General features: G+C 59.4%; 21 protein-coding genes. 16 read left to right on the top strand and 5 right to left on the bottom strand.

All coding sequences use genetic code 11. The features are described from left to right. Nucleotides 1–68 precede the first annotated feature (68 nt). From KGB24_RS22795 to KGB24_RS22865, 15 genes are all read left to right on the top strand, one after another. Nucleotides 69–746: a DUF1028 domain-containing protein gene (locus tag KGB24_RS22795; protein ID WP_223415521.1), complete on the top strand. Its 678-nt coding sequence runs from the start codon at nt 69–71 to the stop codon at nt 744–746. Then, nucleotides 743–1,894, top strand: a complete 1,152-nt coding sequence (gene argE / locus KGB24_RS22800; protein WP_223415520.1) for an acetylornithine deacetylase — start codon at nt 743–745, stop codon at nt 1,892–1,894. The genes KGB24_RS22795 and argE overlap by 4 nt, the downstream gene beginning before the upstream one ends. A 487-nt stretch (nt 1,895–2,381) precedes the next feature. Then, on the top strand, nt 2,382–3,797 hold the full coding sequence (locus KGB24_RS22805) for a purine-cytosine permease family protein (protein ID WP_223415519.1): 1,416 nt from the start codon (nt 2,382–2,384) through the stop codon (nt 3,795–3,797). Between the two features lie 589 nt (nt 3,798–4,386). After that, on the top strand, nt 4,387–5,697 hold the full coding sequence (locus KGB24_RS22810; protein ID WP_223415518.1) for a nucleotide sugar dehydrogenase: 1,311 nt from the start codon (nt 4,387–4,389) through the stop codon (nt 5,695–5,697). Between the two features lie 57 nt (nt 5,698–5,754). Next, the gene (locus tag KGB24_RS22815) at nt 5,755–7,236 is read left to right on the top strand and encodes a glycosyltransferase family 2 protein (protein ID WP_192228287.1); all 1,482 of its coding nucleotides are present in this window, start codon (nt 5,755–5,757) and stop codon (nt 7,234–7,236) included. A gap of 64 nt (nt 7,237–7,300) precedes the next feature. Next, entirely contained in the window at nt 7,301–8,515 is a 1,215-nt protein-coding gene (locus tag KGB24_RS22820) for an alginate biosynthesis protein Alg44 (RefSeq protein ID WP_223415517.1), read from the top strand. Then, a complete protein-coding gene (locus tag KGB24_RS22825) occupies nt 8,512–9,912 on the top strand; it encodes an alginate biosynthesis protein AlgK (protein WP_223415516.1) in 1,401 nt (466 codons plus the stop codon). The genes KGB24_RS22820 and KGB24_RS22825 overlap by 4 nt, the downstream gene beginning before the upstream one ends. 41 nt (nt 9,913–9,953) lie before the next feature. After that, nucleotides 9,954–11,342 carry an alginate export family protein gene (locus KGB24_RS22830; protein WP_223415530.1) on the top strand — a complete coding sequence of 463 codons (1,389 nt, stop codon included), beginning with the start codon at nt 9,954–9,956 and terminating at the stop codon, nt 11,340–11,342. A gap of 83 nt (nt 11,343–11,425) precedes the next feature. Continuing rightward, a complete protein-coding gene (algG, locus tag KGB24_RS22835; protein ID WP_223415515.1) occupies nt 11,426–12,940 on the top strand; it encodes a mannuronan 5-epimerase AlgG in 1,515 nt (504 codons plus the stop codon). Nucleotides 12,941–12,951: 11 nt separating this feature from the next. After that, a complete protein-coding gene (locus tag KGB24_RS22840) occupies nt 12,952–14,349 on the top strand; it encodes an alginate O-acetyltransferase AlgX-related protein (protein WP_223415514.1) in 1,398 nt (465 codons plus the stop codon). Continuing rightward, entirely contained in the window at nt 14,349–15,461 is a 1,113-nt protein-coding gene (locus KGB24_RS22845; protein WP_223415513.1) for a mannuronate-specific alginate lyase, read from the top strand. The genes KGB24_RS22840 and KGB24_RS22845 overlap by 1 nt, the downstream gene beginning before the upstream one ends. Before the next feature lie 105 nt (nt 15,462–15,566). Beyond that, nucleotides 15,567–16,988 (top strand): mannose-1-phosphate guanylyltransferase/mannose-6-phosphate isomerase, encoded by a 1,422-nt coding sequence (locus tag KGB24_RS22850; protein WP_223415512.1) that lies wholly within the window; start codon nt 15,567–15,569, stop codon nt 16,986–16,988. Nucleotides 16,989–17,107: 119 nt separating this feature from the next. Then, nucleotides 17,108–17,740, top strand: coding sequence for a CGNR zinc finger domain-containing protein (locus tag KGB24_RS22855; RefSeq protein ID WP_223415511.1), 633 nt, complete (start codon nt 17,108–17,110; stop codon nt 17,738–17,740). 112 nt (nt 17,741–17,852) lie between these two features. Next, entirely contained in the window at nt 17,853–18,728 is an 876-nt protein-coding gene (locus KGB24_RS22860) for an alpha/beta fold hydrolase (RefSeq protein ID WP_223415510.1), read from the top strand. A gap of 612 nt (nt 18,729–19,340) precedes the next feature. Further along, on the top strand, nt 19,341–19,634 hold the full coding sequence (locus KGB24_RS22865; protein ID WP_223415509.1) for a fructose-bisphosphate aldolase: 294 nt from the start codon (nt 19,341–19,343) through the stop codon (nt 19,632–19,634). Nucleotides 19,635–19,959: 325 nt separating this feature from the next. Here the strand turns inward: KGB24_RS22865 and KGB24_RS22870 are convergent, their stop codons facing one another. Further along, entirely contained in the window at nt 19,960–20,277 is a 318-nt protein-coding gene (locus tag KGB24_RS22870) for a hypothetical protein (RefSeq protein ID WP_223415508.1), read from the bottom strand. Nucleotides 20,278–20,374: 97 nt separating this feature from the next. Here KGB24_RS22870 and KGB24_RS29305 point away from each other — a divergent pair, with 97 nt between their 5' ends. Beyond that, entirely contained in the window at nt 20,375–20,758 is a 384-nt protein-coding gene (locus KGB24_RS29305) for a hypothetical protein (RefSeq protein WP_317846495.1), read from the top strand. 90 nt (nt 20,759–20,848) lie between these two features. On the opposite strand, the gene KGB24_RS22880 is transcribed toward KGB24_RS29305, so the two are convergent. From KGB24_RS22880 to KGB24_RS22895, 4 genes are all read right to left on the bottom strand, one after another. Next, nucleotides 20,849–21,295, bottom strand: a complete 447-nt coding sequence (locus KGB24_RS22880; RefSeq protein ID WP_223415507.1) for an NUDIX hydrolase — start codon at nt 21,293–21,295, stop codon at nt 20,849–20,851. 113 nt (nt 21,296–21,408) lie between these two features. Then, on the bottom strand, nt 21,409–21,957 hold the full coding sequence (locus KGB24_RS22885) for a cupin domain-containing protein (RefSeq protein ID WP_007946335.1): 549 nt from the start codon (nt 21,955–21,957) through the stop codon (nt 21,409–21,411). Nucleotides 21,958–22,329: 372 nt separating this feature from the next. Further along, on the bottom strand, nt 22,330–23,613 hold the full coding sequence (locus KGB24_RS22890) for an NAD(P)/FAD-dependent oxidoreductase (RefSeq protein WP_008027204.1): 1,284 nt from the start codon (nt 23,611–23,613) through the stop codon (nt 22,330–22,332). Nucleotides 23,614–23,665: 52 nt separating this feature from the next. Continuing rightward, the gene (locus KGB24_RS22895) at nt 23,666–25,156 is read right to left on the bottom strand and encodes an aldehyde dehydrogenase (protein WP_223415506.1); all 1,491 of its coding nucleotides are present in this window, start codon (nt 25,154–25,156) and stop codon (nt 23,666–23,668) included. Nucleotides 25,157–25,388 lie beyond the last annotated feature (232 nt).

Here is a 25,388-nt window from a genome sequence, read left to right on the forward strand (position 1 = left end):
CCTGTAGGAGCGAAGCTTGCTCGCGAAGAGGCCCGCCCAGACACCTCATTTGCCAAGGAGCAAAACCCATGACCTTCTCCATCGCCGCCCGTTGCCCCGAAACCGGTCAGTTCGGCATCGCCATCAGTTCCTCCAGCATCGCCGTCGGCGCCCGCTGCCCGTGGCTGCTGCCGGGCGTCGGCGCCGTCTCCACGCAAAACATCACCCTGCCCTCCCTCGGCCCGGACGTCCTCGCCCTGATGGAGCAAGGCCTCGCACCCTTCGATGCGCTGGACAAGGTCCTCACGCGCAACGGCTACAGCCAATACCGGCAGATCACCGCCATCGACCACCTCGGCCAGACCGCCCACTTCAGCGGCGCGCAAACCCTGGGCAACCACAACGCCGTGTCCGGCGAACAATGTGTGGCCGCCGGCAACATGCTCGCGAACTGGGGCGTGATCGAGGCGATGGTCGAGGCCTTCGAACACGGCGAAGGTCAACTCGCCGACCGTCTGCTCGCCGCAATGAAAGCCGCCATTGCCGCCGGTGGCGAAGCCGGGCCGGTGCATTCGGCAGCGATGGTGGTGGTCGGCGAACTGACCTGGCCGATCATCAACCTGCGGGTCGACTGGGCAGATGAAGACCCCATCGGTGGGTTGGAAAAACTCTGGGACGCCTACCGCCCACAAGTCCAGGACTACATCGACCGCGCCCTCGCCCCGGACAAATCCCCCGGCTACGGCGTCGCCGGAGACGACCGATGAGCAGCAGCCGCGACGTGCTGCAAACCCTGGTGGCGTTTGACACCACGAGCCGCGAATCGAACCTGCTGCTCATCGAGTTTGTCCGCGACTATCTCGCGAGTCTCGATGTGCCTTGTGAACTGATCTACAACGAGCAGCGCAGCAAGGCCAATCTGTTTGCCACGATCGGCCCGGCGGACAAGCCGGGCATCGTGCTGTCGGGGCATACCGATGTGGTGCCCGTCGATGGCCAGCCGTGGACCGTTGCGCCATTCGAACTGACCGAGCGCGATGGCAAGTTGTACGGTCGCGGTACGGCGGACATGAAGGGCTACATTGCTTGCGTGCTTGCCCTCGTTCCATCCTTGGTAAACGCTTCGCTGAGACTGCCGGTGCACATCGCGCTTTCGTACGATGAAGAAGTCGGCTGCCTTGGCGTGCGCTCGTTGCTGAAAGCGCTGGAACACCGCCCGGTCAAACCGATGCTGTGCATCATTGGCGAACCGACTGAGCTGAAACCGGTGCTCGGGCACAAAGGCAAACTGGCGATGCGCTGTGATATTCACGGTGAGGCGTGCCATTCGGCGTATGCGCCGCTTGGGGTCAATGCCATTGAGTACGCCGCCGAATTGATCGGTGAGTTGGGACGGATTGGCAACCGACTCAAAGCGCCCGAGCATCACGATGCGCGTTTCGATCCACCATTTTCCACCGTACAAACCGGTGTGATTTCCGGAGGTAAAGCGCTGAACATTGTCCCGGCCGATTGCCGCTTCGACTTCGAAATCCGCGCGTTGCCCTCGCATGATCCGAGTGAAGTCGCACAGGAACTGAAAACCTACGCCGAGCAGCAAGTGCTGCCGCGAATGCGTGCGGTCAGTGAACAGAGCGAGATTCGCTTCAGCGAGTTGTCGGCGTATCCCGGATTGGCGACGGATGCACACAGCGAAGCGGCTGAGTTGATCGCTGCATTTTCCGGTTCCAGGGAATTTGGAACAGTGGCCTTTGGCACCGAGGGCGGCCTGTTCGATGCTGCAGGAATCCCCACCGTTGTTTGTGGCCCCGGGAGCATGGATCAGGGCCATAAACCGGATGAGTTCGTCAGCCTCGAACAATTGAACCGCTGCGATGAAATGCTGCAACGAATGCTCGCGTTCATCAGCCAATAACGTCGCCCTTGTAGGAGCCAGCTTGCTGGCGATGGCGCCCCCAAAATCGCTATCGCCGGCAAGCCGGCTCCTACAGGTTACGTGGTGATGCAACGACCCCGAACACCCCAAATAACCCTGTAGGAGCCAGCTTGCTGGCGATGGCGGTCTCACAATCGCTATCGCCGGCAAGCCGGCTCCTACAGGTGGCGTGGTGATGCAACGATCCCGAACACCCCAAATAACCCTGTAGGAGTGAGCCTGCTCGCGATGACGGAGTGTCAGTCGACATTGTTGTTGCCTGACACTCCGCTATCGCGAGCAGGCTCACTCCCACAGGTTTTTTGGGCGACCCATGGGCCTACTTTTTTTAACGTCTGTACCAACAAAACTACTAATTTATCTATCCCACCCCACCGCACATCATCAACTCCAACAAGAAAAGCGTCGCCCCACGCGGCGCTCACCGAAGTACGTCCACGTACTCAAAATTGCCTTGGAGTCCGTCATGGTTACCGCAGCAACAACCCCCGCCCCACTCATCGAAAAACACACCATCGGCTACGTGCCACCCGAAGATCGCCACGGCAAAACCCGTGACTTGTTCACCCTCTGGTTCGGCGGCAACATCGCCCCGCTGCCCATCGTCACCGGCGCCCTCGGCGTGCAGATGTTTCACCTCAACCTGGTGTGGGGCATTGTCGCCATCCTCGTCGGCCACCTGGTCGGCGGCGTGCTGATGGCACTGCACTCGGCGCAGGGCCCGCAGATGGGCATCCCGCAAATGATCCAGAGCCGCGCCCAGTTCGGTTCCCTCGGCGCGCTGCTGGTGGTGCTGATCGCCGGCATCATGTACATCGGTTTCTTCGCCTCCAACATCGTCCTCGCCGGCAAGTCCCTGCATGGCGTGGTCGACAGCGTGCCGGTGCCGGTCGGCATCGTCATCGGCGCCCTCGGTTCCGGCATCATCGGCATCATTGGCTATCGCTTCATTCACGTACTCAATCGCATCGGCACCTGGGTGCTCGGCGCGGGTATCGTGCTCGGCTTCGGCTACATCTTCACCCACGTGCAGACCGCCGATTTCCTCACACGCGGCAGCTTCAACATTTCCGGCTGGCTCGCCACCGCGTCCCTTGCCGCGCTCTGGCAGATCGCTTTCGCGCCCTACGTCTCCGACTACTCGCGCTACCTGCCGGCCAACGTACCCGTCGCCGCAACCTTCTGGACGACGTATCTGGGCACCGTGCTCGGCTCCAGCCTCTCGTTCATTTTCGGCGCAGTCGCCGTCCTCGCCACGCCCGTCGGCATGGACACCATGGACGCCGTCAAACTCGCCACCGGCTCCATCGGCCCGTTGATGCTCGTGCTGTTCCTGCTCAGCGTCATCAGCCACAACGCCCTCAACCTCTACGGCGCGGTGCTGTCGCTGATCACCCTGGTGCAAACCTTCGCCTACCGCTGGATCCCCACCGCCAAAAGCCGCGCCATCCTTTCGATCATCCTCCTCGCCGCCTGCTGCTTCGCCGCCGTCGGCGCCTCCGCCAACTTCATCGGCCACTTCGTCGACATGGTGCTGGTGTTGCTCGTGGTGTTGGTGCCATGGACCGCGATCAACCTGATCGACTTCTACGCCATCCACAAAGGCCAGTACGACATCAACTCGATCTTCAAAGTCGATGGTGGCATCTACGGCCGGTACAACCCGCAGGCACTGTTGGCGTATGCGATCGGGATCGTGGTGCAGATTCCGTTCATGAACACGCCGCTGTACGTCGGGCCGATTTCGCAGCACATCAATGGCGCTGACCTGTCCTGGCTGGTGGGCCTGATCATCACCTCGCCGCTCTACTACTGGCTGGCCAATCGCGACACCGCGTACAAGCGCCGCCTCTCCACCGGGAAACTGGCCAATAGCCTCTAACTCCCCCACATTTCAACCGCAATAAAAAACCGCATTAATGCGGTTTTTTATTGCTTGATCATATTATGCAGCTCCAAGATATTGACTATCACGCATAATAAAAACGCCAATAAAACCGTTATTGAAAATTTGACATGTTTCAGCAACTTTACACTCTAATAAAAAATTGATCTGGCTGATTGCAAAATTGTAACGCTGGCGTTGCACCGCGCCAGTGCCGCTTCAAAAAAACGATATAGTCACCTGCCTGATATTGGTGCAAAAATACATATTCCACTCATATGACCAAACGAAATAAGTTAGATATCTATCTGTTTTTGTTGATATTTTTTATTCGCAATTCACATATTGTCTTTTGGCACTCTCCTTGTAACCCCCACTCTCTATATTGCTGGCGCGAACTGTTCGAAATTCCTGTTAAAAAAAATGACAGTGCCAGGAAGATGTTTGTCTACACTCTTGGTTCTGCGTTTGAGGACCCGAAAACAAGTTGAACCAAACTGCCGCTTAGTTAGCCAAATAGAGCAACTGTCGGCCTGTGTGGCATGCCGATGGCCATCCGAAATCCGGGTATATGGGGAACTTACCAATGCGTATCAGCATATTTGGTCTGGGGTATGTGGGCGCTGTATGCGCGGGCTGTCTCTCTGCTCGCGGTCATGACGTAATCGGGGTGGATGTCTCGCAAGTCAAGATTGACCTGATCAACCAGGGCAAATCGCCTATCGTCGAACCCGGCCTGGAACCGCTGCTCGAACAGGGGGTGAATTCGGGGCGGCTACGCGGCAGCAGTGATGTAAAGGCGGCCGTGATGGACACGCAGATGTCGTTCCTCTGCGTCGGTACACCCTGCAAGAAGAATGGCGATCTGGATCTGGTCTACATAGAGTCGGTCTGCCGCGAGATCGGCGAAGCCCTGCACACCAAGGACAGTTGGCATACGGTGGTGGTGCGCAGCACCGTGCTACCGGGCACCGTCAAGAATGTGGTGATCCCGATACTGGAAGACTGTTCCGGCAAGAAGGCCGGGGTCGACTTCGGTGTGGCGATCAACCCGGAGTTCCTGCGCGAAAGCACGGCGATCAAGGACTACAACTGTCCGCCCATGACAGTGATCGGTGAACTCGACCAACGCAGCGGTGACCTGCTCGCCTCGCTCTTTCAAGAGCTGGACGCGCCGCTCCTGCGCCGCAGTATCGAAGTGGCCGAGATGATCAAGTACACCTGCAATGTCTGGCACGCGACCAAAGTCACCTTCGCCAATGAGATCGGCAATATCGCGAAGGCTGCCGGCGTGGACGGTCGCGATGTGATGGACGTGGTCTGCCAGGACACCAAGCTCAATCTGTCGCGTTATTACATGCGCCCCGGATTCGCGTTCGGCGGTTCCTGCCTGCCCAAGGATGTGCGTGCGCTGAACTACCGCGCCGGGCAACTGGATGTCGAACACCCGCTGCTGGCGTCGATCATGCGCAGCAATGCGGCGCAGGTTCAGCGAGCCTTCGACATCATCACCAGCTACGGCAAGCGGCGTATCGCCCTGCTCGGCCTGAGCTTCAAGGCCGGCACCGATGACCTGCGCGAAAGCCCGCTGGTGGAGTTGGCCGAAATGTTGATCGGCAAGGGCTACGACCTGCATATCTTCGACCGCAACGTTGAATACGCGCGCATCTACGGGGCCAACAAGGACTACATCGAATCGAAGATTCCGCACCTGGCTTCGCTGCTACGCGCTGACCTTGTGAAGGTGATCGACGAGGCGGAGGTGATTGTGCTTGGCAACGGTGACGAGTCCTTCAGAGCCCTCGCGCTTGAGGTGCCCGAGGGCAAGCAGGTGGTTGACCTGGTGGGTTTCATGCCACACACCAGTGACGACCGGCTCGAAGGCATCTGCTGGTAAGAGAGTCACCGAACTGCAACCCGGGCAATACGGGTTTATCGAACAGGAGTCACAAGTATGGCTGGTGCCAGGGATTACTTGCGCGAAGCGGCGGGCTGGCTGTTTTACGTCACCGCGTTGCTGGGGCTTGCACTGCTGCTGCCGCGCTCAGTGTTCGATCCCCAATCCAGGGACTTTCTCCTGTTGCTGGGGGCGGTCGGCATCTGGCGCTACTCGATGGGGGCTGTCCATTACATACGAGGGTTACTGTTCCTTTATCTGGTGTTCCCCTACTACAGACGCAAAGTCACCCGGCTCGGCAGCATTGCCGACCCGTCGCACGTGTTTTTGCTGGTCACCAGTTTTCGGATCGAGGCGTTGACCACGGCGCAGGTTTACCGCTCGGTGATTGAAGAGGCCATCGGTTGTGGTTACCCGACCACGGTGGTCTGTTCCATCGTCGAGCTCGCCGATGAATTGCTGATCAAGGCACTCTGGGACAGCTATACCCCGCCAGAGCAGGTCAAGCTGAGCTTCGTGCGGATTCCCGGCACCGGCAAGCGCGACGGCCTGGCCCATGGTTTCCGGGCGATCTCCCGGCACGTGCCGGACGCCGATGCAGTGGTGGCCGTGGTCGATGGCGACACCGTGCTCTCCGCCGGGCTGGTACGTCAGACCGTGCCCTGGTTCAAGCTCTTTCCGAACGTTGGCGGGTTGACCACCAATGAGTTCTGCGAGGTGCGCGGCAGCTACCTGATGAGCGAATGGCACAAGCTGCGGTTCGCCCAGCGGCACATCAATATGTGCTCGATGGCACTGGGCAAGCGCGTGCTGACAATGACCGGGAGGATGTCGGTGTTCCGCGCCCAGGTGGTGACCGATCCCGGATTCATTCAAGACGTCGAGCGCGATTATCTGCAGCACTGGCGCCTGGGGCGTTTCCGCTTTTTGACCGGTGATGACAAGTCCAGTTGGTACAGCCTGATGCGGCTGGGCTACGACACCTTTTATGTGCCCGACGCGGCGATCAACACCGTCGAGCATCCACCGGAAAAGAACTTCATCAAGGCCAGCCGCAAGCTGATGTTCCGCTGGTATGGCAATAACCTGCGGCAGAACTCACGGGCCTTGCACCTGGGCGTGCGGCGGCTGGGCTGGTTCACCTCGCTGGTGCTGCTCGACCAACGCGTATCGATGTGGGCCAGCCTGCTCGGGCCGTCGGTGGCGATCATTGCCAGCCTCAAATACAGCATCGCCTACTTGCTGATTTATGTGCTCTGGATCGGCGTGACGCGCCTGATCCTGAGTCTTCTGTTGCTGGCGTCGGGGCACCCGGTCGGCCCGGCTTATCCACTGATTCTCTATTACAACCAGCTGGTCGGCGCCATGGTGAAGATCTATGTGTTCTTCCGTCTCGACCAGCAATCGTGGACGCGCCAGAAAACCAAACTCGACCGTGGGCTGGCGAGCTATCAGCGCTGGTTCAATACCTGGTCGTCGCGGGCCATGACGTTTTCGGCCGGCAGCGTGTTTTGCGCGCTGCTGATGTGGATTGTGTAGTGCAGGTGTCAGGGCCGTGGCAGGCCGTGCCGGATCGGACTCAATCGATGGGAAGGAACGCGTTATGAACACAGCTTTTGTTGCTGTTGATGACAATGTCGTGCACGAGTCGGAGGTGCAGCGTCAGCATGCGCGGCTGACTCTGCCGGCGAGGATCAAGTTTCACGGGCCGGACCGGGAGCCGTTCGATTGCGAGCTGATCGACTTGTCAGCCGGTGGATTCAGCCTGAGTCAGCCGGGTACAACGCTGATCGTTGGCCGGCAACACAAAGGCAAACTGGTGTTCCAGGTCGATGCGCTGGGGTTTGCCATCGACGTGGAGTTTGTCGTGCGCTCGATTAACGACGAGGGGCAGCGCATAGGTTGCGAGTTTCAAAACCTGCGCCCTCGTGCGATTTCCGCCTTGCGTTACGTGATCACCTCTTACCTCTCGGGCGGGGTGATCAGCCTGGGGGACATGCTCTCGACCCAGCAGCGCGACAACTTCACCAAGCCGCGAAAGCACGAAAGCGGCCACGGCATGGGCATTCTCGCTCGCGTGCGGGCCACCGCGGTAAGCCTGCTGATGTTCCTGGTGGGACTGTTTGCCTTTGGTTATGTGGTGCACCAGTTGTATGGCATTTATTTCGTCACCCATGCCGAATCGGCGCGGGTCAATGTACCCGGCCAGTTGATCGGCCTGCCGCGCGACGGCAGCGTCAACTCGTTAGTCAAAGTCGGGTCGGTGGTGGCCAAGGGCGCCCCGCTGGCGACCTTTTCCGCCTCGCTGCTGGATGTGATGAAAGGCAACCTGCCGCCCGGACAGGCGACCCCGGAAAACCTTGAGCGCCTGTTCAGCCGAACCCTGCAAGGTTCGCTGACCAGCCCTTGCGATTGCCGGGTAGTGTCGCAGTTGGTGCCGGACGGCCAGGTCGTCGGCAAGGGCACCACGGTGTACGAGTTGATGCCGATCGACGGTGTGGCGACCATCGAGGCGCGCTTCCCCTACAAGAATTTTGCCAAGATCCAGCCCGGCAAGGCGGTGAGCTTCCAGTTGATCGGCGAAGAACAGCCACGCGCGGGCAAAATCACTGCGGTGGCGCTGGACAACGGCGGCCTGGCTTCGGACCTGCGGGTCACCATTGAGCCTGACAGCCCGTTGCAAACCGATCAGGCCGGGCGGCCGGTGGAGGTCAGTATCGAAGACCTGCAAGGCAATGTCTGGGTGCAGAGTGCCTCGGCGGCCAATGCCTGGGTGAAAAACACCTGGGCGAATAAAGTCATGGCGGCCGGAAAATGAACGGCGCATGGCGATCGGGGCTGCGGTTTTCCGCGCTGGCCGCTGCCCTGACAATGATTCATGGGTGCGGCACCCTCCCCGATCAAGGCTTGGCGCGCGAGGCCATGGCGCGCGGCGATTATGAAACGGCTCGCAAGAACTTCGCGCCGCTGGCCGAGGACGGCTATGCCGACGCCCAGGCCGGAATGGGCGACTTGACGGCCTCGGCGGGCGACCCCGCGAGTCTGAAAGAGGCTGAGGGATTGTACCGGCAGGCCGCGCCGGAATCGGTCAAGGCGCAGTCACGTCTGGGCCGCGTGTTGCTGCGTCAGGGACCGACGGATCCCAAGCAAGTGCAAGAGGCCCGGCAATTGTTGGAAGGCGCACTGGACAAAGGCGAGTTCAGTGCAGTGGTGCCGCTGACCTTGTTGTACCTGGGTTACCCACAACTGACGCCGGGGGTGGATCCGCAGCAGAAGGTCAACAGTTGGCGCGCCCAGGGCATTGTCGAGGCCGACTTGGCGCAAATCCTGATTTACCGAAATCAGGGCACCTATAACGCTCACCTGCCGCAGATCGAGCAGATGTGCCGGGCGCGATTGGCATTACTCGATGCCTGTTATGTGGAGTTGGCCACCATCAACCGGATGCGCGCCCAGCCCAAGGCGCAAGCCGACTTGCTGGCGCAGTTGCGCCAGGGTTGGCGCGAGGGACGAGTCGCGCCCTTGCGGGTCGAGTCGGTGGCGCGCGTTCTGTCGACGCCGACACTCGAAGGCCCGGCCGATCCGCAAAGCGCCCAGCGCCTGCTCGAAGAACTGGCACCCGACTATCCACCGGCCTGGACCAGCCTGGCGCGGCTGATCGACGACTACCCCGCCCAAGGCGATGCGCCGCAATTGCTCTCGGCCTTGCAGCGCGGGCGCGAAGCGGGCGATCCACGGGCGGAACTGCTGACCGGGCGCCTGTATTACCTCGGCAAATGGCTGCCGCAGGACCCGCGCCTGGCGCAAGAGCACCTGCTCAAGGCGGCCGCCGCCGGTGAAGTCGGGGCGCATTACTACCTGGGCCAGTTGTACCGGCGCGGATATCTGGGCCAGGTCGAACCACAGAAAGCGCTGCAACACTTGCTGCTGGCAGCGCGCAACGGTTCGCCCAATGCCGACCTGGCGCTGGCGCACATGTTTTCCGACTCACGCGGGGTCAAGGTCAATCGAATCAATGCCTTTGTCTTTGCGCAACTCGCGCAACGCCAGGGCGTGGTAAATGCGGGGCCAGTGCTGTCGGCCGTGCAGTCGGGGATGACCCCGGCAGAGAGGAAAATCGCGCAGCCCTTACTTGAGGAAGAAGCTCAGGCCCGTCTGACGGGCGCGGCTCTCGCCAGGCTGCAAACTCCGGAAAATGGACAGGACTTACTATGAAACAAGCACTGTTGGCAGGTTATGGTCTGGGAGTTTCGCTGATGTGCAGTGCCGGTCTGGTGCTGGCGGCGGAAGTGGCGCCGAAGAATTTCGGCCTCGATGTGAAGATTACCGGCGAGTCGCAGGACGACCGGGACCTGGGCACTGCACCCGGTGGCACCCTCAACGATATTGGCCTCGACCTGCGCCCCTGGGCCTTTGGCCAATGGGGCAACTGGAGTGCCTATGTGATGGGCCAGGCGGTAGCGGCGACCGACACCATCGACACCGACACCGTGAACAACGGCGTCGACGACAGCAACACCCGTGAAGCGGATGACAGCTACCTGGCGCTTCGCGAATTCTGGGTCGACTATTCGGGCATCACGGCCTATCCGGGCGAGCATCTGCGCCTGGGGCGCCAGCGTCTGCGTGAGGACAGCGGCGAGTGGATGGACACCAACATCGAAGCGCTCAACTGGACCTTCGAAACCACGCTGCTGCGCAGCCACGTCGGCGCCGCTCAACGCTTTTCCGACTACCGCACCGACCTGGACGACCTGGCACCGGAAGACAAAGACCGCTCCCATGCCTTCGCCGACATCTCTACGCAATGGACGCCCAACAATTGGGTCGGCCTGCGCGTACATCACTCGGAAGACAGCGGCAATCTGCCGGACCCCGGTGACCGACTCGACACACTCGACAAGACCACCACCGGCAGCCTGACCTGGGTCGGCCTTGAAGCGAACGGTGACGGCTACAACTATCGCTCGACGATGCCGCTCAATTACTGGATCAACGCAACCTGGCTGACCGGCGATCGCGACAACCTCAACAGCGTGATCGTCCCTTCCGGCGATCGAATCGCGACAGGCCACACCAGCGGCGACGTCAATTCCTGGGCCGCGGACCTGGGCTTGCGCTGGAACATCGATGACGCCTGGCGCCTCGGTGCTGCCGCCGCCCGTGGCGATGGCGGCGGCAACGACCAGGAGAACCAGTTCCAGCAAACCGGCCTGCAAAGCAACCGCTCCAACTACACCGGCACGCGCTCACGGGTACACCGCTTCGGCGAAGCCTTTCGCGGTGAACTGAGCAACCTCCAGACAGCAACGCTGTTCGGCGCCTGGTCGTATCGCGAGGACTACGACGCCAGCCTCGTCTACCACCGCTTCTGGCGGGTCGACGACCAGACGGAAACCGGCGACGACGGGATCATCAATGCGGCGCTGGTGGACGGCGAGAAGGACCTCGGTCAGGAAGTCGATCTGGTCATGACCAAGTACTTCAAGCAAGGCCTGTTGCCCGCGAGCATGGTGGATTGGGTCGACGAACCCTCGGCACTGATCCGCCTGCGCCTGGGCGTGTTCTTCCCCGGTGACGCCTACGCCAACGACACCGATTCGAGCATGCACCGGGCGTTCATCGATTTCGTCTGGAAAATCTAGGACCCGGTGGCTGCCCGCGCTGAAGCCATCGCGGGCAACGGCGCATTGATCACAACCGGCTGCCTTTTGGATGAGTGAGACTTATGGACCGTGTCGTCAAGATAGGACTGTTGCTCGCCGCAATGCTGTTGATGCAGACGGCAGGTGCCACGGCGGGCGACGTCCTGATACCGCGCTACACCATCACCGAAGCTCCCGGAAAGCCTTTGCTTATCAAGGAACCGAAAATGCCCGACCTGTCCGGCTATACCGCCGAGGCAGTCGCCGCGAAGATTGCCTACAAGCCCGCCGGCCGTGCCTTGATCCAGCCGATGCTCAAGGAGAACGCGCTTGATGAGTTCATCGGCGGCCAGGACCGCTTCAAGGAATGGGTGGTGCGCCAGAAGCAAATGCCCGTGGCGATCTTCATCGACCGTGGCTACATGAGCCTGACGCAACTGGCACGCAGTCTGCCGCAGACAGCCCTGCGCGAGACCGCACCGGGGGTGTTTCTGGCGCGCTTGCCGATCGTCATTCGTCCCGGCGGGACGCTGCATATCGACAAATCGGTGAAGGAATTGCGCTTGTCCCAGGACGGCGGTTCCTTCTTGGTCAACGACGGCAAACTGTTCATTACCGATACCAAGGTCAGCGCCTGGAGCGAGAAAGATGACAGCCCGGCCTGGTTCAAAAAAGAGGAAACGTTTCGCCCGTTCCTGATTTCCTGGGGCGGCACCGAAACCTACATCGTCAACAGCACCATCACCAGCTTCGGCTACACCGAGAGCAAGAGTTATGGGGTGAGTATTTCCCAGTACAGCCCGAGCATGGCGCCGAAGATGAAGCGCAAAAAACCGACCGGCTGGCTGATCAATTCGCAGTTCATCGACAACTATTTCGGCTTCTATTGCTACGAGGCCGACGACGTGGTGATTCTGCGCAACACCTATCGCGCAAACATCGTATATGGCATCGACCCGCACGACCGTTCGCGCCGGCTGATCATTGCACATAACGATGTCTTCGATACCCACAAGAAGCACGGCATCATCCTCTCGCGCGAGGTCAACGACAGCTGGATCATCTACAACCGCACCTACAACAATCATCTGTCGGGCATCGTCCTGGACCGTTCCAGCGTCAATAACCTGCTGGCCTACAACGAAACCTACAAAAACCGCTCCGACGGCATCACCTTGTACGAGAGCGGCAATAACCTGATCTGGCGCAACCGCGCGGCGGACAATGATCGACACGGGATCCGTGTGCGCAACAGCACCGGCGTGCGCCTGTACGAAAACGAGCTGATGGCCAACGCCCTGACCGGGATCTATGGCCACACCAAGGATTTGCGTGGCACCGACCGCGATCTCAAGGAAGACCCTTACGAAGCCAAACTGTCGCTCACCGTGGTCGGCGGCAAGCTGATCGGCAACGGTTCCAGCCCCATCGCCGTGTTTTCACCCTCGCGCCTGGAACTCTATGACTTGACCTTTCTCGCGCCGCAGAAACAGGACGGCCTGGCCTTTACCGGTTTGCTGGGGGACGTCCAGGGCGACTTGATGGACATCCTCCTGCGCCGCCATGCCGCCGCATTGATTCTGCCCGAGACACTGTGAGGAGCCTGCCGATGAACACCTTTCATGGATTTGCCGCGCTTGGCCTGCTGTCCATGTCGATGGGGGCACAGGCGCAGCCGCAGTACACGGCCGAGGCCTGCTGCCAGCTGTGCCCGCAAGCGGCGCAGGCGACATATTACGAGCCACCGGAGCTGAAAAACTACGCGACGCTGGTGGAGGCCAAGGACCAATGGCTCTTCCGCACCCGTAGCGATTTGCGCACCGACTTCGGCCTCGATGAGAGCGGCTACAAAGCCCTCAAGCGCCTGCGCGACGGGCTCGCCCAGCGCGGGGTCGAACTGGTGTTGGTGATGCCACCCAGTCGCGGCCTGCTGCACGCCGACCGCCTGACGCCGCTGGAACTGGCCAGCTTCGATCAGGCCAAGGCCCGGCAAAACTACCTGCAAACCCTGGACCGGGTGCGCGGCCTGGGTATTCTGGCGCCCGACTTTGCCAACCTGCTGAGTTCGCCACAGCCCGCCGGGCAGCCCTTCTACTTCAAGGGCGATCACAACTGGACGCCCTATGGCGCCGACCGCAGCGCCCAATTGGTGGCCCAGACGCTCAAGGGCAACGATGTGCTCAAGGCGTTGCCGCATCAGGTCTTCGCCAGCCAACCGGCCGGCCTGTTGGGGCGCTCGGGCACGCTGCAAAAAGCTGCCGCACAGATCTGCGGCAACGGTTATGCGGCGCAGTATGTGACCCGATATCAAACCCGCGCCCAAGGCGATGCCAAGGGGCCGGCCAAGGTCGCACTGATCGGCACCAGCGCCAGCAGCGAGCTGTTCAACTTTCCCGGTTTCCTTGAACAATACCTGGAGACGCCGGTCCGCAACTTCAGCGTACCGGGCGGTGGCTACGATGATTCGTTGATCGCCTACCTGCTCGGCGACGACTTCCAGAACGCCCCGCCGGCGGTGCTGGTGTGGGAAACCGACAACCTCGACAGCCTTGGCAAACCCAGCTTCTACCGCCAGGCAATGGCGGCGCTGAGCGATGGCTGCGACAACCAGTCCCCGCTGCTCAAAAGCCAGGCGACCCTGCACAGCGGGCGCAATCAAGTGTTGTTCAACGGCAGTGGCGGCAACGTGTATCCGATCAAGGGCAATCGTTATCAGGTCGACCTCAAGTTCGCGGATCCTGGCGTGCGTCTGTTGAACGCGACCCTGACCTACCTGAACGGTCGCCAGGAAAACCTCAGCTTGAGCCGTTCGCCGACGGTCAATACCCAGGGCCGCTTCGCCTTCGAGCTGCGCGGCGACGGGGATTGGGGCGAACAGACGCTTCTTTCCATGGACGTGCAACCGCCGCCGGGTATGACCACCACAGGGCTTTCAACCCGACTGTGCGTCAAACCCGCCATTACGGCAGCACCGACCCTGCGCACCGCGCAGACGGAGGAAAACTGATGCGCCCGGCACACTGGGCCGCCATTGGCGTGGCCTTCATTCTGATGGGGCCGATCATGCAAGCGGCCGCACAACTTCGCCCACCACAGGGCTATTACGCACCGGCCACGGAGAAAAAGGGCGACGCGCAGAGCTGTCCGGCGACGCCCAAACCCTATACCGGCGACCTGTTGATCCCCAGCAAATACGAAGGTTCGGGCAAGGCTCGGGATCAGCTCAACGCAGAGTCCAACAAACGCTACAAAGAAATGTCCGGCGATATCAACGAACTGGAAAAAGGCGTCAACAAACAAGTCGCCGCCTATCTGCGGCTCGGCCGCCCCGGTCATGTGGACTGCACATTGAGCTGGCTGGGCGATTGGGCCAAGGCGCAGGCGCTGCTGAGCACCACCTACACCCACACCGGCAAGTCGATGCGCAAATGGGCGCTGGGCAGTATTTCTTCGGCGTACCTGCGGCTCAAGTTTTCGCAATCACAGCCATTGAAGGGCCGTGAAGCGCAGACCCGCCCAATCGAAGCCTGGATCGGCAAGCTCGCCGAACAGGTGGTGCGGGACTGGCGCGACCAACCGCTGGACCGCCTCAACAATCACCAGTATTGGGCGGCATGGTCCGTCATGGCGGCCTCGGTGGTGGTTGACCGGCGCGACCTGTTCGACTGGTCCGTCGCACAGTTTCGCATCGGCGCGTCCCAGGTCGATGCAGATGGATACCTGCCCAACGAATTGGGCCGCGACACCCGCGCACTGGCTTACCATAACTACGCGATGGGGCCGCTGATGATGATCGCCTCCTTCGCCCAAGCCAACGGCGTCGACCTGCGCGAAGAAAACCACGGCGCCATGCGGCGTCTGGCGACGCGCGTGGAAGAAGGCATCAAGAATCCAGGTTTGTTCGAACGCAAGACCGGCCACAAGCAAGCACTCGAAGACCTCAACGAGGATGGCAAGTTTGCCTGGCTGGAACCGTACTGCGCCCTATACGACTGCTCAGCGCAAACCAACCGCTGGCGCCAATCGGTCGAACCGATGAAAAACTACCGCCTGGGCGGCGACATCACCCAGCTGTTTGCAGACCAGAAAGACCAGGTGCAACAGCCGGCACGCCCCTGATTGCGGCCACTTTGAATTGAGCTTGTGTTTCAAATAATGGAAGGCAGTCCTTCGCTGTTCGAAGCGCCTTCATATCGAACGATGAAGGTGTGGGAGGAAAGAAAAATGATTCCAGTCATTCTGTCCGGGGGCAGTGGTTCCCGGTTGTGGCCATTGTCACGCAAGTTGTATCCCAAACAGTTCCTGAGCCTGGCCGGCGAAGGATCACTCTTTCAACAAACCCTGCAGCGCCTGGCGTTCAACGGTATCGGCAAACCGATCGTGGTGTGTAATCAGGAGCATCGCTTCCTGGTCAACGAACAACTTGCCGCCATCGGCTGCACGCCGCAGGCGATCCTGCTGGAACCCTTCGGCCGCAACACCGCACCGGCGGTGGCGCTGGCAGCCCTCAAGCTGATTGCCGAAGGCCGCGATGAGCTCATGTTGGTCCTTCCGGCCGACCATGTGATCAGCGACGTCCCCGCCTTGCGCGCCACACTGGAACACGCAGAGCAAGAGGCGCTCAAAGGCAATCTGGTGCTGTTCGGCATTCCGGCGACACGTCCGGAAACCGGCTTCGGCTACATCAAGGCCGACTGCAGCGATGCGGACGCCCATGCCTTCAAGGTCGAGCAATTTATCGAAAAACCGGACCAGCAAACTGCCGCCGAATTTGTCCGCTCCGGCGAATATTTCTGGAACAGCGGCATGTTCCTGTTCCGTGCCAGCCGCTACCTCGAAGAGCTGCGCACTCACGAACCGGACATGTACGACACCTGCGTGATGGCCCTGGAGCGCAGCCCCAGCAGCGAAGGCGTGACCAGCATCGATCGCGTCACCTTCGAATGCTGCCCGGACAACTCCATCGACTACGCGGTGATGGAACGCACCCACCGCGCCTGGGTCGTCCCGCTCAGCGCCGGCTGGAGTGACGTCGGTTGCTGGTCGTCGCTGTGGGATGTGCACGAAAAGGACACCGACGGCAATGTGCTCAAGGGCGATGTCGTCAGCTACAACAGCCGCAATTGCTTCGTCCATGGCAGCAGCAAACTGGTGACCCTGCTCGGGGTGGAAGACCTCGTCGTGATAGAAACCGAAGATGCACTGATGGTCGCGCACCGCGACACCGTGCAAGACGTGAAAAAACTGGTGAACGCACTCGACGCCCAAAATCGCTCGGAAACCCAGAACAACTGCGCGGTGTATCGCCCTTGGGGCAGCTACCACTCGGTGGACAACGGCATCCGTCACCAGGTCAAACACATCACCGTCAAACCGGGCGCGCAACTGTCCCTGCAAATGCACCACCACCGCGCCGAACACTGGATCGTGGTCTCCGGCACGGCCCAGGTGACGTGCAATGAAAAGGTCTTCCTGCTGACGGAAAACCAGTCCACCTACATTCCGATTGCTTCGGTGCATCGGCTGGCCAACCCCGGGAAAATTCCGCTGGAGGTGATTGAGGTGCAGTCCGGGAGTTATTTGGGTGAGGACGATATTGAGCGGTTGGAGGATGTTTATGGGAGGAATCAGCAGGTCAAGAATTGAGCCCATTCAGTAACCCCACCGAACACAACGAAGAGGTTACAAATAACATAGTAACTTGTCGAATGCATTTTGAGTGGTTACGCTAAACCTTATCAATCCAGGCTTTAGCGGACATCCTCATGAACAGCACTCCCCGTGGACCGGCCATTTTCGTCGCCGACGCCGCCGCTCTCGATTTTCTGAACTCGATAGCAACGCCGGTCGATGAACCCGTCGACTGGATCGACGACGGCAACAGCTGGCTTGAATGGCTGAAACAATCGGGCTGGGTGGAAGACGAGATACTGCAACGGCTTCAGGCACAAGCGATGCCTGGCGAGCTGGAAACCGTCGCAGCGCAGGCACGGTCATTGCGCGAATGGTTTCGCGGCTTTGTCCTGAAATACAAAGGAAAACCGCTTGAAGCCTCGGCCCTGACAGAGCTAGAGGCCTTGAATCGCCTGCTCGAACGGGACGAAAAATACACCCAGATCACGCTACAGCACGGCGAAACACCAAAGCTCGCCTGGGAACTGAAGCGCCGCTGGCGCAGCCCGGATTCCCTGCTGTTGCCACTGGGCGAAGTGCTCGCGCAGTTCGTCAGTGAGGAAGATTTCACCAACGTGAAATGTTGCGAAGGACCGAGCTGCACCCTGATGTTCGTCGATCACACCCGAGGCAGAAAACGCCGCTGGTGCAGCATGGCGGTCTGCGGCAACCGAGCGAAAGCAGCGGCCCACCGCGAGCGGCAAAAGAAAGTCATCGATGCTTGAGGGCGAAAAACAATAACCTATCAAAATCATTTTGACAGGTTACTTTGTTCGTGCCAGATTTAATCTCGAAAACCGGCTTGATCTCATCCATGCGGTTACGAGGCCAATCATCATGACCACCACCACTGCACCCATCCGCTACACATTTGCCGACGTCGACGGCGTTCGCGTCTTCTACCGGGAAGCAGGAGAACCGGCCAAGCCGACCCTCCTTCTGCTCCATGGGTTTCCCAGCTCGTCCCACCAGTTCCGCCAACTCATCCCGTTGCTTTCAGCCCACTTCCACATCATCGCCCCGGACCTGCCCGGCTTTGGATTCACCGAAGTGCCCGCCGAGCGCAAATACGCGTACACCTTCGACGCACTGGCAGAAACGCTGGGGCATTTCGTCGAGACACTGGGACTGAAACGCTACGCGATGTACGTCTTCGATTACGGCGCACCGACCGGCCTGAGACTGGCAGTCAAATATCCCGAAAGAATGACCGCACTGATCTCGCAAAACGGCAACGCGTATCTGGAAGGATTGGGCGATGCCTGGGCACCGATCAGAGCCTACTGGGCAGAACCGTCGGCCGAAAATCGCCAGGTCATCGCCGACGCAGTCCTGCACCTGGAAGGCACGCGCTGGCAATACGAACATGGCGTCAGCACGCCTGAACTCATCGCTCCCGAGTCCTACACCCTCGACGCGCTGCTATTGGAGCGGCCGGGCAACAAAGACATCCAGCTCGACCTGTTCCTGGACTACGCGAACAACCTCGAACGCTACCCGGACTTTCAGCGCTTCTTCCGCGAGACCCAACTGCCAACCCTGGCCATCTGGGGCCAGAACGACCCCTTCTTCATCCCGCCTGGCGCAGAGGCATTCAAACGCGACAACCCCAATGCCGTAGTCGAACTACTCGACACCGGACACTTCGCCCTGGAAACCCACGTCGACTACATCGCAAAGCGAATCATCGAAGTGATCGGTCACGCGGCATAAAGCAATCACAGGCGGACGCAACAATGCGCCCGCCTACCCCGCCCACCCTGTAGGAGTGAGCCTGCTCGCGATGAGGCCCTAACATTCAACACCAACATTCACTGTCACACCTTTCAGCCCACCCGATTTCACAAACCTGACATCCGAAAATCGTGTAGGAATTTACCTTTTGTAACGAGGGGAATTGTTCCCAGTAAGCAGCGAATCGACCCCAAAACCTGCCCCCGATTTCCCACGGCACTCCACCCCCCTCGGAATGCCGTGAAAACCCCGTAAACAGTGGCATTGAGCCTTGCTCCAAAGACCGCCAAAGCGTCCTACAGCCCGGTTGTGAGCGCCAAAATGGGCGCCTATAGTTTCGGCCAGTCGCAGATACAGGTCAGCGATGAGGGGTTTCGCAGCCTTTAAGATACGTGTAGAACGCAGCACCATAAATGGAATGACGGCCGCAACAGTGCCCGAAACCCGTTTTATGGTGGCTGTGTGTGGGAGGCCTTCGGGTCTGCCGGGCTCCTCGTATCCTTGGTCTGCGAACCCGCACACAGCTGCCACCCAATTCGTTTCGCAGCGAATGGCGGCAGCTCTTCTTTTAAATACGAGGAAGATTTACTTATGCCAATGAACAATCCGCCCCGCCGCTTCACCCCCATGTCCCAATTCGCCACCGACTACCCCGTACTAGTCATCGACAGCCACGCCCCAATCCGCGAACTGCACAACGTCGTCAGCGAACGCCTCAACGCGGTCCTCCCCTACCTCCAGCTCATGGGCTGCACCAGCCTCCCCGACTACGCCGAAAACGACATCAACACCGTCGCCAACATCGCCCGGATTTTGCTCCAGGATGTGAGTGATGTGTTTCGGGTGATTGAGCAGCGGGGGGTTGATACCTCCAATGGTCAGTGACTGAATTTCATCCCAAAAAACCCGCGTTGACGCGGGTTTTTGTTATCTCGTAACTCCTTATCTGCGGCTGTCCGGGACTTAACCCTGGCCTGTACTCAGTTAGCATCTACAAGGGGTAGCTAGTAAAAAAGGTGGCCGACCTATTCCTTTTTAGTCACCTTCTTACGCACGCTGTACAGCATGAATAGAGCACTTTCCTGGTTTTTTGACAGCCTCCTCAAATAGTTTTTCATCACGGAACTTTTGTGCAGAGTGATGTCGATATGATGGCGCGCAAATGAAAAAAAATTCGGGATCAATCAGCGTCAGGCTGCTTCCTGACAAATCATGGATGCCAATGATGAGAGCCATTCTTTTGATTTTGTTGATATTCAGTGGGTACACCTATGCCAACTGCGAAAACATCAAAGATAATGACGAGCGTGCCTATTGCAGGGCCCAGCAAAGTGGTAGTGGTTGCGACAACATCAAAAACGACGACATGAGAAATGCTTGCAAAGGAGAAACAACCGGTAGCGGGTGCAATAACATTCGCGATAGTGATAAACGTAATTTGTGCGAAGCCAAACAGAGCGGTAGTGGTTGCGACAACATCAAAAACGACGATATGCGCAATCAGTGCAGAACCCTTACGCAATGACATAGTGGCTTTAAACCCGAAAAAGGTGACAGATCTATTTAAAAAATAGATCTGTCACCTTTTTTTTCAGGCCTCACCCTCAGTGTTTCATAGCTTCGCATTGAACCCGCAGATCATTGCTGTTAATACCATAACAGCTGCCGCCCTTCCGAGCTTCACACATTACGCGCTGATCGTTATCGTTAATTCCATAGCAACTTCCATTACTGGTTTGCGCCTCACAACTTCTGCGAAGATCATTGTCATTAATACCGTAACAGCTCCCGCCACCCTTCTTGGCTTCACACAATATGCGCCGATCATTATCGTTAATACCATAACAACTCCCGCCACTGGTCTCTGCCTCACAACTTCTGCGAAGGTCATTGTCGTTGATACCGCCGCAACTGCCACCGCTATTCCTGGCTTCGCACAATATGCGCTGATCGTTGTTATCGATGCCGTAGCAACTGGCAAATGCCTGACCACCAAAACCAAGCATTAATAGCAACACTAAAACTCTCATCATTCATCCCCATGACTTATCAAGAAACAGCCTGATGCTGATTGATCCGAAGTTATCCGGTAACGGGTGTCAGTCCAAAAGCTCGACTTTCTTCAGCAGCTCGTATAGCCCATCAGGCACCAACGGCTGTTCGTCAGTAAAGCTCGCACAAGGAAGCCACTTCGCAACGAAGGCCGCACCATCGCTTTCTTGAGCATTCAAGTGCGACAACTCATAGACTCTGGCATCCACAAACTTCGCGTCGTACACCTGCACGATTTCGTGCCCTGGTGTGCCGTTATACGTAAATAGGCTTTCAAGCGTGCCGAGCAAGCGAACATCGGTGATGGGCAAACCGAGCTCTTCCTGTACTTCTCGTACAACGGCTTGGGCACTGGTTTCACCGAATTCGATTCCGCCACCGATTGGGCGGAAGAATGGCTTTTCAGTGATGGGGTCGCGGGCTTCGTTGACCAGTATCTTGCCATCGTGATGGAAGATGCAAAGTGCGAGGGGGCGGATGCGGGGTGTGGTCATGATGTGAAGTCCATTTACTTTGAAAATTCCTGAAGCAGCTGCTTCCATTCGGAATGGGTATTGATCGCGGACGCACCTCGGCACCTGCTAGAGGTTAGCGCCCGCTATTGATATCAGAAGTTCGCCGGAGTGTTGGCGCTGATGATTTCCGCCTCATCCTGGCCGATGTTGCGGAACTTGTGCGGCAAGGTTGTCGGGAAGTAATAGCCGTCCCCCGCGTTGAGCACACTGATTTGCCCATCCACCGTCAACTCAACAGTCCCACGAGTCACAAGCCCACACTCCTCACCTTCCGAATGCACAATCGGCTCTTCCCCTGAACTCGCCCCTGGCGCGTATTGCTCGCGCAGCAATCGCATCTGCCGGCTCGGCACCGAAGCGCCAATCAGCAGTAACCGCAGCCCATGACGCCCAAGATCCGGCTGTTCGTTAGCGCGGAACACGTATTGATGTTCACGCGGCGGCTGATCAAAGGTAAAGAAGTCCGCCAAAGACATGGGTATGCCTTCGAGCAGTTTTTTCAGGGAGCTGACGGAGGGACTGACGCGATTCTGTTCGATCAGGGAGATGGTGGCATTGGTGACGCCGCTACGCCGGGCCAGCTCGCGCTGGGACAGTTTGTAGCTTTCGCGTACTAATTTGAGTCGTGAGCCCGTGTCCATGACAGCCTTATGCAAGGAAAACTTAAGGGTTATGGGGGTGGATGGCGGGCGACTTTTGGCCGCGAAAGTACCGCTTCCCTGTCCCGTAATTTTGAAAGGCGGGTATTAAATCACGTTTGGGGGTGTTGCTGTAGGCGCATGGTTATTGGTGATGGTGGTGGGTCAGTTGGCATTGATGGGGAACCGGATGGCGTCATCGCGAGCAGGCTCGCTCCCACAGTTTTTGACCTCTGCTGCACGTACATTTTGTGCCTGCCATGGATCCAATGTAGGAGCAGAGCTTGCTCGCGAAGGCGGTGTGTCAGACAGCACCGATGTCGGATGTGCCGCCGTCTTCGCGAGCAAGCTCTGCTCCTACAGGGTTGTGTTGGGTTAGATGCCGAAACGGTCGCGCAGTGCGTAGTACGCGGCGCCCATGGCGGTGAGCGGGGCCTGGAAGGTGCGGCCGCCGATCATTGGCATGTGCGGCAAGGATGCGAAAGCATCGAAGCGTTCAGCGTCGCCGCGGATCATTTCCGAGATCAGTTTGCCGGCCAGGTGCGAGCAAGTGACGCCGTGGCCGCTGTAGCCCTGCATGTAGTAGGCGTTTTTCTCGATGCGGCCAAATTGTGGCATGCGCGACATGGTCAGCAGGAAGTTGCCGGTCCAGCGGTAGTCGATCTTCACGTCCTTCAGTTGCGGGAAGGTCTTGAGGATTTTTGGCTTGATCAGCTGTTCGATGTCATCCGGTTCGCGCGCGCCGTAGACCACGCCGCCGCCGTACAGCAGGCGGTTGTCGGCGGTGAGGCGGTAGTAGTCGAGCAGGTAGTTGCAGTCTTCGACGCAGTAGTTGTTTTTGATCAGGCTGCGCGCAACCTTCTCTGACAACGGTTCGGTGACGACGATTTGCGAACCGCACGGCATGCTTTTGGCGGTCACGCGATTGTCGAGGCCCTGCGGCAGGTAGGCGTTGCCGGCGATCAACAGGTATTTGGCGCGGACCACACCTTTGGCGGTGCGCACGGTGATCGGTTCGCCGTAGGTGATTTCCACCGCCGCCGATTGTTCGTAGATTTTGCCGCCCAGGCCGATGATGGCCGAGGCTTCGCCGAGGGCCAGGTTCAGCGGGTGGATGTGGCCGCCCTGCATGTCGAGCAGGCCGCCGACGTAGTTGTCGCTGCCGACTTCGCGCTTGATGTCCGCGGCGTCGAGCATTTTCAGGTTCTTGTTGCCGTAGCGCTCCCAGCTGCTTTTCTGCTCGGCCAGGCCTTTGAGCTGCTTTTTGTTCAGCGCAGCGAAGATGCCGCCCGGCTTGTAGTCGCACTGGATGTCGTAGTGTTGTATGCGCTGACGGATGATGTCGGCGCCTTCGAAGATCATGCTACCGAGGACTTCAGCGGTTCTGTCGCCGTAGCGCTCTTCGATGACATCGACGTCGCGGCTGTAGGAGTTGACCAGTTGGCCGCCGTTGCGACCGCTGGCGCCGAAACCGACTTTGGCGGCTTCGAGCACAGTCACGCTGTAGCCGGCTTCGGCGAGGAACAGCGCCGAGGACAAACCGGTGTAGCCGGCGCCGATGATGCAGACGTCGCAATCCACCGCTTGTTCCAGCACCGGGAAGTCGCCGGTGAAGTTGCGGGTTGCGGCGTAGTAGCTGTTTACATGAGTCTGTTTCATAGGTTTCTCCGATGGCCGCTGGCATGTGCCGGCGGCCGCCGTTGTAGAAGTATTAGAGCTTGATCCAGGTCGCTTTGAGTTCGGTGTATTTGTCGAACGCGTGCAGCGATTTGTCCCGACCGTTACCCGACTGCTTGTACCCGCCGAACGGCGCGGTCATGTCGCCGCCGTCGTACTGGTTGACCCAGACGCTGCCGGCGCGCAAGCCGCGAGCGAAGGTGTGAGCCTTGCTCAGGTTGCTGGTCCAGACACCGGCAGCCAGGCCGAAGATGCTGTCATTGGCTATGGCCAAGGCTTCTTCAGCGGTATCGAAGGTGATCAGCGACAGCACCGGGCCGAAGATTTCTTCCCGGGCGATGGTCATGGCATTGGTCACGCCGTCGAAAATCGCCGGTTCCACGTACAGGCCGCCGGTGGCTTCGAGGGTGCGGCTACCGCCCGCGATCAGTTGCGCGCCCTGGTCTTTGCCGACCTGGATGTAGCGCAGCACGTTGTCCAGTTGACGCTGATCGACGACCGCGCCGACGGTGGTTTGCGGGTCCAAAGCATGCCCCGGTTTCCAGGCTTGCAGCGCTTCCACCAGCAGCGGAATGAACTGCTCGCGGATCGAACGCTCGACCAGCAAACGCGAACCGGCGGTGCAGACTTCGCCCTGATTGAAAGCGATGCCGCTGGCCGCTGCCTGTGCTGCCGCGCGCAGATCCGGCGCATCGGCGAACACCACGTTCGGGCTCTTCCCCCCTGCTTCGAGCCAGACGCGTTTCATGTTGCTTTGACCGGCGTAGATCAGCAGTTGCTTGGCAATCGCAGTCGAGCCGGTAAAGGCCAGCACGTCGACGTCCATGTGCAACGCCAGCGCCTTGCCGACGGTGTGGCCGAAGCCCGGCAGGACGTTAAACACACCTTTCGGAATGCCTGCATCGAGTGCCAACTGCGCGATGCGGATCGCGGTCAGTGGCGACTTTTCCGAAGGCTTGAGGATGAACGAGTTACCCGCCGCGAGGGCCGGGGCGAACTTCCAGCTGGCCATGATCAACGGGAAGTTCCACGGCACGATGGCGGCAACGACACCGACAGGTTCGCGGGTGATGAGGCCGAGTTGGTCATGCGGTGTGGCGGCGACTTCGTCGTAGATCTTGTCGATGGCTTCGGCGCTCCAGCGGATCGCGTTGGCGGTCGCCGGGATGTCGATGTTCATCGAGTCGTTGATCGGTTTGCCCATGTCGAGGGTTTCGAGCAGGGCGAGCTCTTCCCGGTTGGCCAGGATCAGGTCGGCGAAGCGGATCAAAGTGCGCTTGCGCTCGGCCGGGGCGAGATTGGCCCAGACGCCGGATTCGAAGGTGCGGCGTGCGACGGCGACGGCTTCGTTCGCGTCGGCTTCGTCGGTGCTGGCGACGTTGGCCAGGAAGCGACCGTCGACCGGGCTGATGCATTCGAAGGTTTCACCGCTGAGTGCAGCGCGGTATTGGCCGTCGATGAAGGCGCGGCTTTCGATGGTTAGGGACTGGAAGCGTTGTTCCCAGTCGCTGCGAGTGTTTGTCATGGTTGTGACTCGACGCAGAGGAATGTTGGGTGGGCCGTGGACGTTGGTGGTGACTGAGCTGCCGCCATCGCCGGCAAGCCGGCTCCTACAGGGTTTTGTGACGTACACGAAAGCTGTGAACGACAGCGATCAACTGTAGGAGCCGGCTTGCTGGCGATGGCGGTGTGTCAGGCGGCATTTGTGTTGGATGTGCCGCCGCTATCGCCAGCAAGCCGGCTCCTACAAGGTTTGT

The organism is Pseudomonas sp. BF-RE-25, assembly GCF_019956105.1.
GTDB lineage: Bacteria > Pseudomonadota > Gammaproteobacteria > Pseudomonadales > Pseudomonadaceae > Aquipseudomonas > Aquipseudomonas migulae.

Bases quoted from the DNA above. Each gene is read 5' to 3' on its own strand.
- KGB24_RS22795 (WP_223415521.1), top strand. From the start codon at position 69: ATGACCTTCTCCATCGCCGCCCGTTGCCCCGAAACCGGTCAGTTCGGC.
- argE (WP_223415520.1), top strand. From the start codon at position 743: ATGAGCAGCAGCCGCGACGTGCTGCAAACCCTGGTGGCGTTTGACACC.
- KGB24_RS22805 (WP_223415519.1), top strand. From the start codon at position 2,382: ATGGTTACCGCAGCAACAACCCCCGCCCCACTCATCGAAAAACACACC.
- KGB24_RS22810 (WP_223415518.1), top strand. From the start codon at position 4,387: ATGCGTATCAGCATATTTGGTCTGGGGTATGTGGGCGCTGTATGCGCG.
- KGB24_RS22815 (WP_192228287.1), top strand. From the start codon at position 5,755: ATGGCTGGTGCCAGGGATTACTTGCGCGAAGCGGCGGGCTGGCTGTTT.
- KGB24_RS22820 (WP_223415517.1), top strand. From the start codon at position 7,301: ATGAACACAGCTTTTGTTGCTGTTGATGACAATGTCGTGCACGAGTCG.
- KGB24_RS22825 (WP_223415516.1), top strand. From the start codon at position 8,512: ATGAACGGCGCATGGCGATCGGGGCTGCGGTTTTCCGCGCTGGCCGCT.
- KGB24_RS22830 (WP_223415530.1), top strand. From the start codon at position 9,954: ATGTGCAGTGCCGGTCTGGTGCTGGCGGCGGAAGTGGCGCCGAAGAAT.
- algG (WP_223415515.1), top strand. From the start codon at position 11,426: ATGGACCGTGTCGTCAAGATAGGACTGTTGCTCGCCGCAATGCTGTTG.
- KGB24_RS22840 (WP_223415514.1), top strand. From the start codon at position 12,952: ATGAACACCTTTCATGGATTTGCCGCGCTTGGCCTGCTGTCCATGTCG.
- KGB24_RS22845 (WP_223415513.1), top strand. From the start codon at position 14,349: ATGCGCCCGGCACACTGGGCCGCCATTGGCGTGGCCTTCATTCTGATG.
- KGB24_RS22850 (WP_223415512.1), top strand. From the start codon at position 15,567: ATGATTCCAGTCATTCTGTCCGGGGGCAGTGGTTCCCGGTTGTGGCCA.
- KGB24_RS22855 (WP_223415511.1), top strand. From the start codon at position 17,108: ATGAACAGCACTCCCCGTGGACCGGCCATTTTCGTCGCCGACGCCGCC.
- KGB24_RS22860 (WP_223415510.1), top strand. From the start codon at position 17,853: ATGACCACCACCACTGCACCCATCCGCTACACATTTGCCGACGTCGAC.
- KGB24_RS22865 (WP_223415509.1), top strand. From the start codon at position 19,341: ATGCCAATGAACAATCCGCCCCGCCGCTTCACCCCCATGTCCCAATTC.
- KGB24_RS22870 (WP_223415508.1), bottom strand. From the start codon at position 20,277: ATGTCATTGCGTAAGGGTTCTGCACTGATTGCGCATATCGTCGTTTTT.
- KGB24_RS22880 (WP_223415507.1), bottom strand. From the start codon at position 21,295: ATGACCACACCCCGCATCCGCCCCCTCGCACTTTGCATCTTCCATCAC.
- KGB24_RS22885 (WP_007946335.1), bottom strand. From the start codon at position 21,957: ATGGACACGGGCTCACGACTCAAATTAGTACGCGAAAGCTACAAACTG.
- KGB24_RS22890 (WP_008027204.1), bottom strand. From the start codon at position 23,613: ATGAAACAGACTCATGTAAACAGCTACTACGCCGCAACCCGCAACTTC.
- KGB24_RS22895 (WP_223415506.1), bottom strand. From the start codon at position 25,156: ATGACAAACACTCGCAGCGACTGGGAACAACGCTTCCAGTCCCTAACC.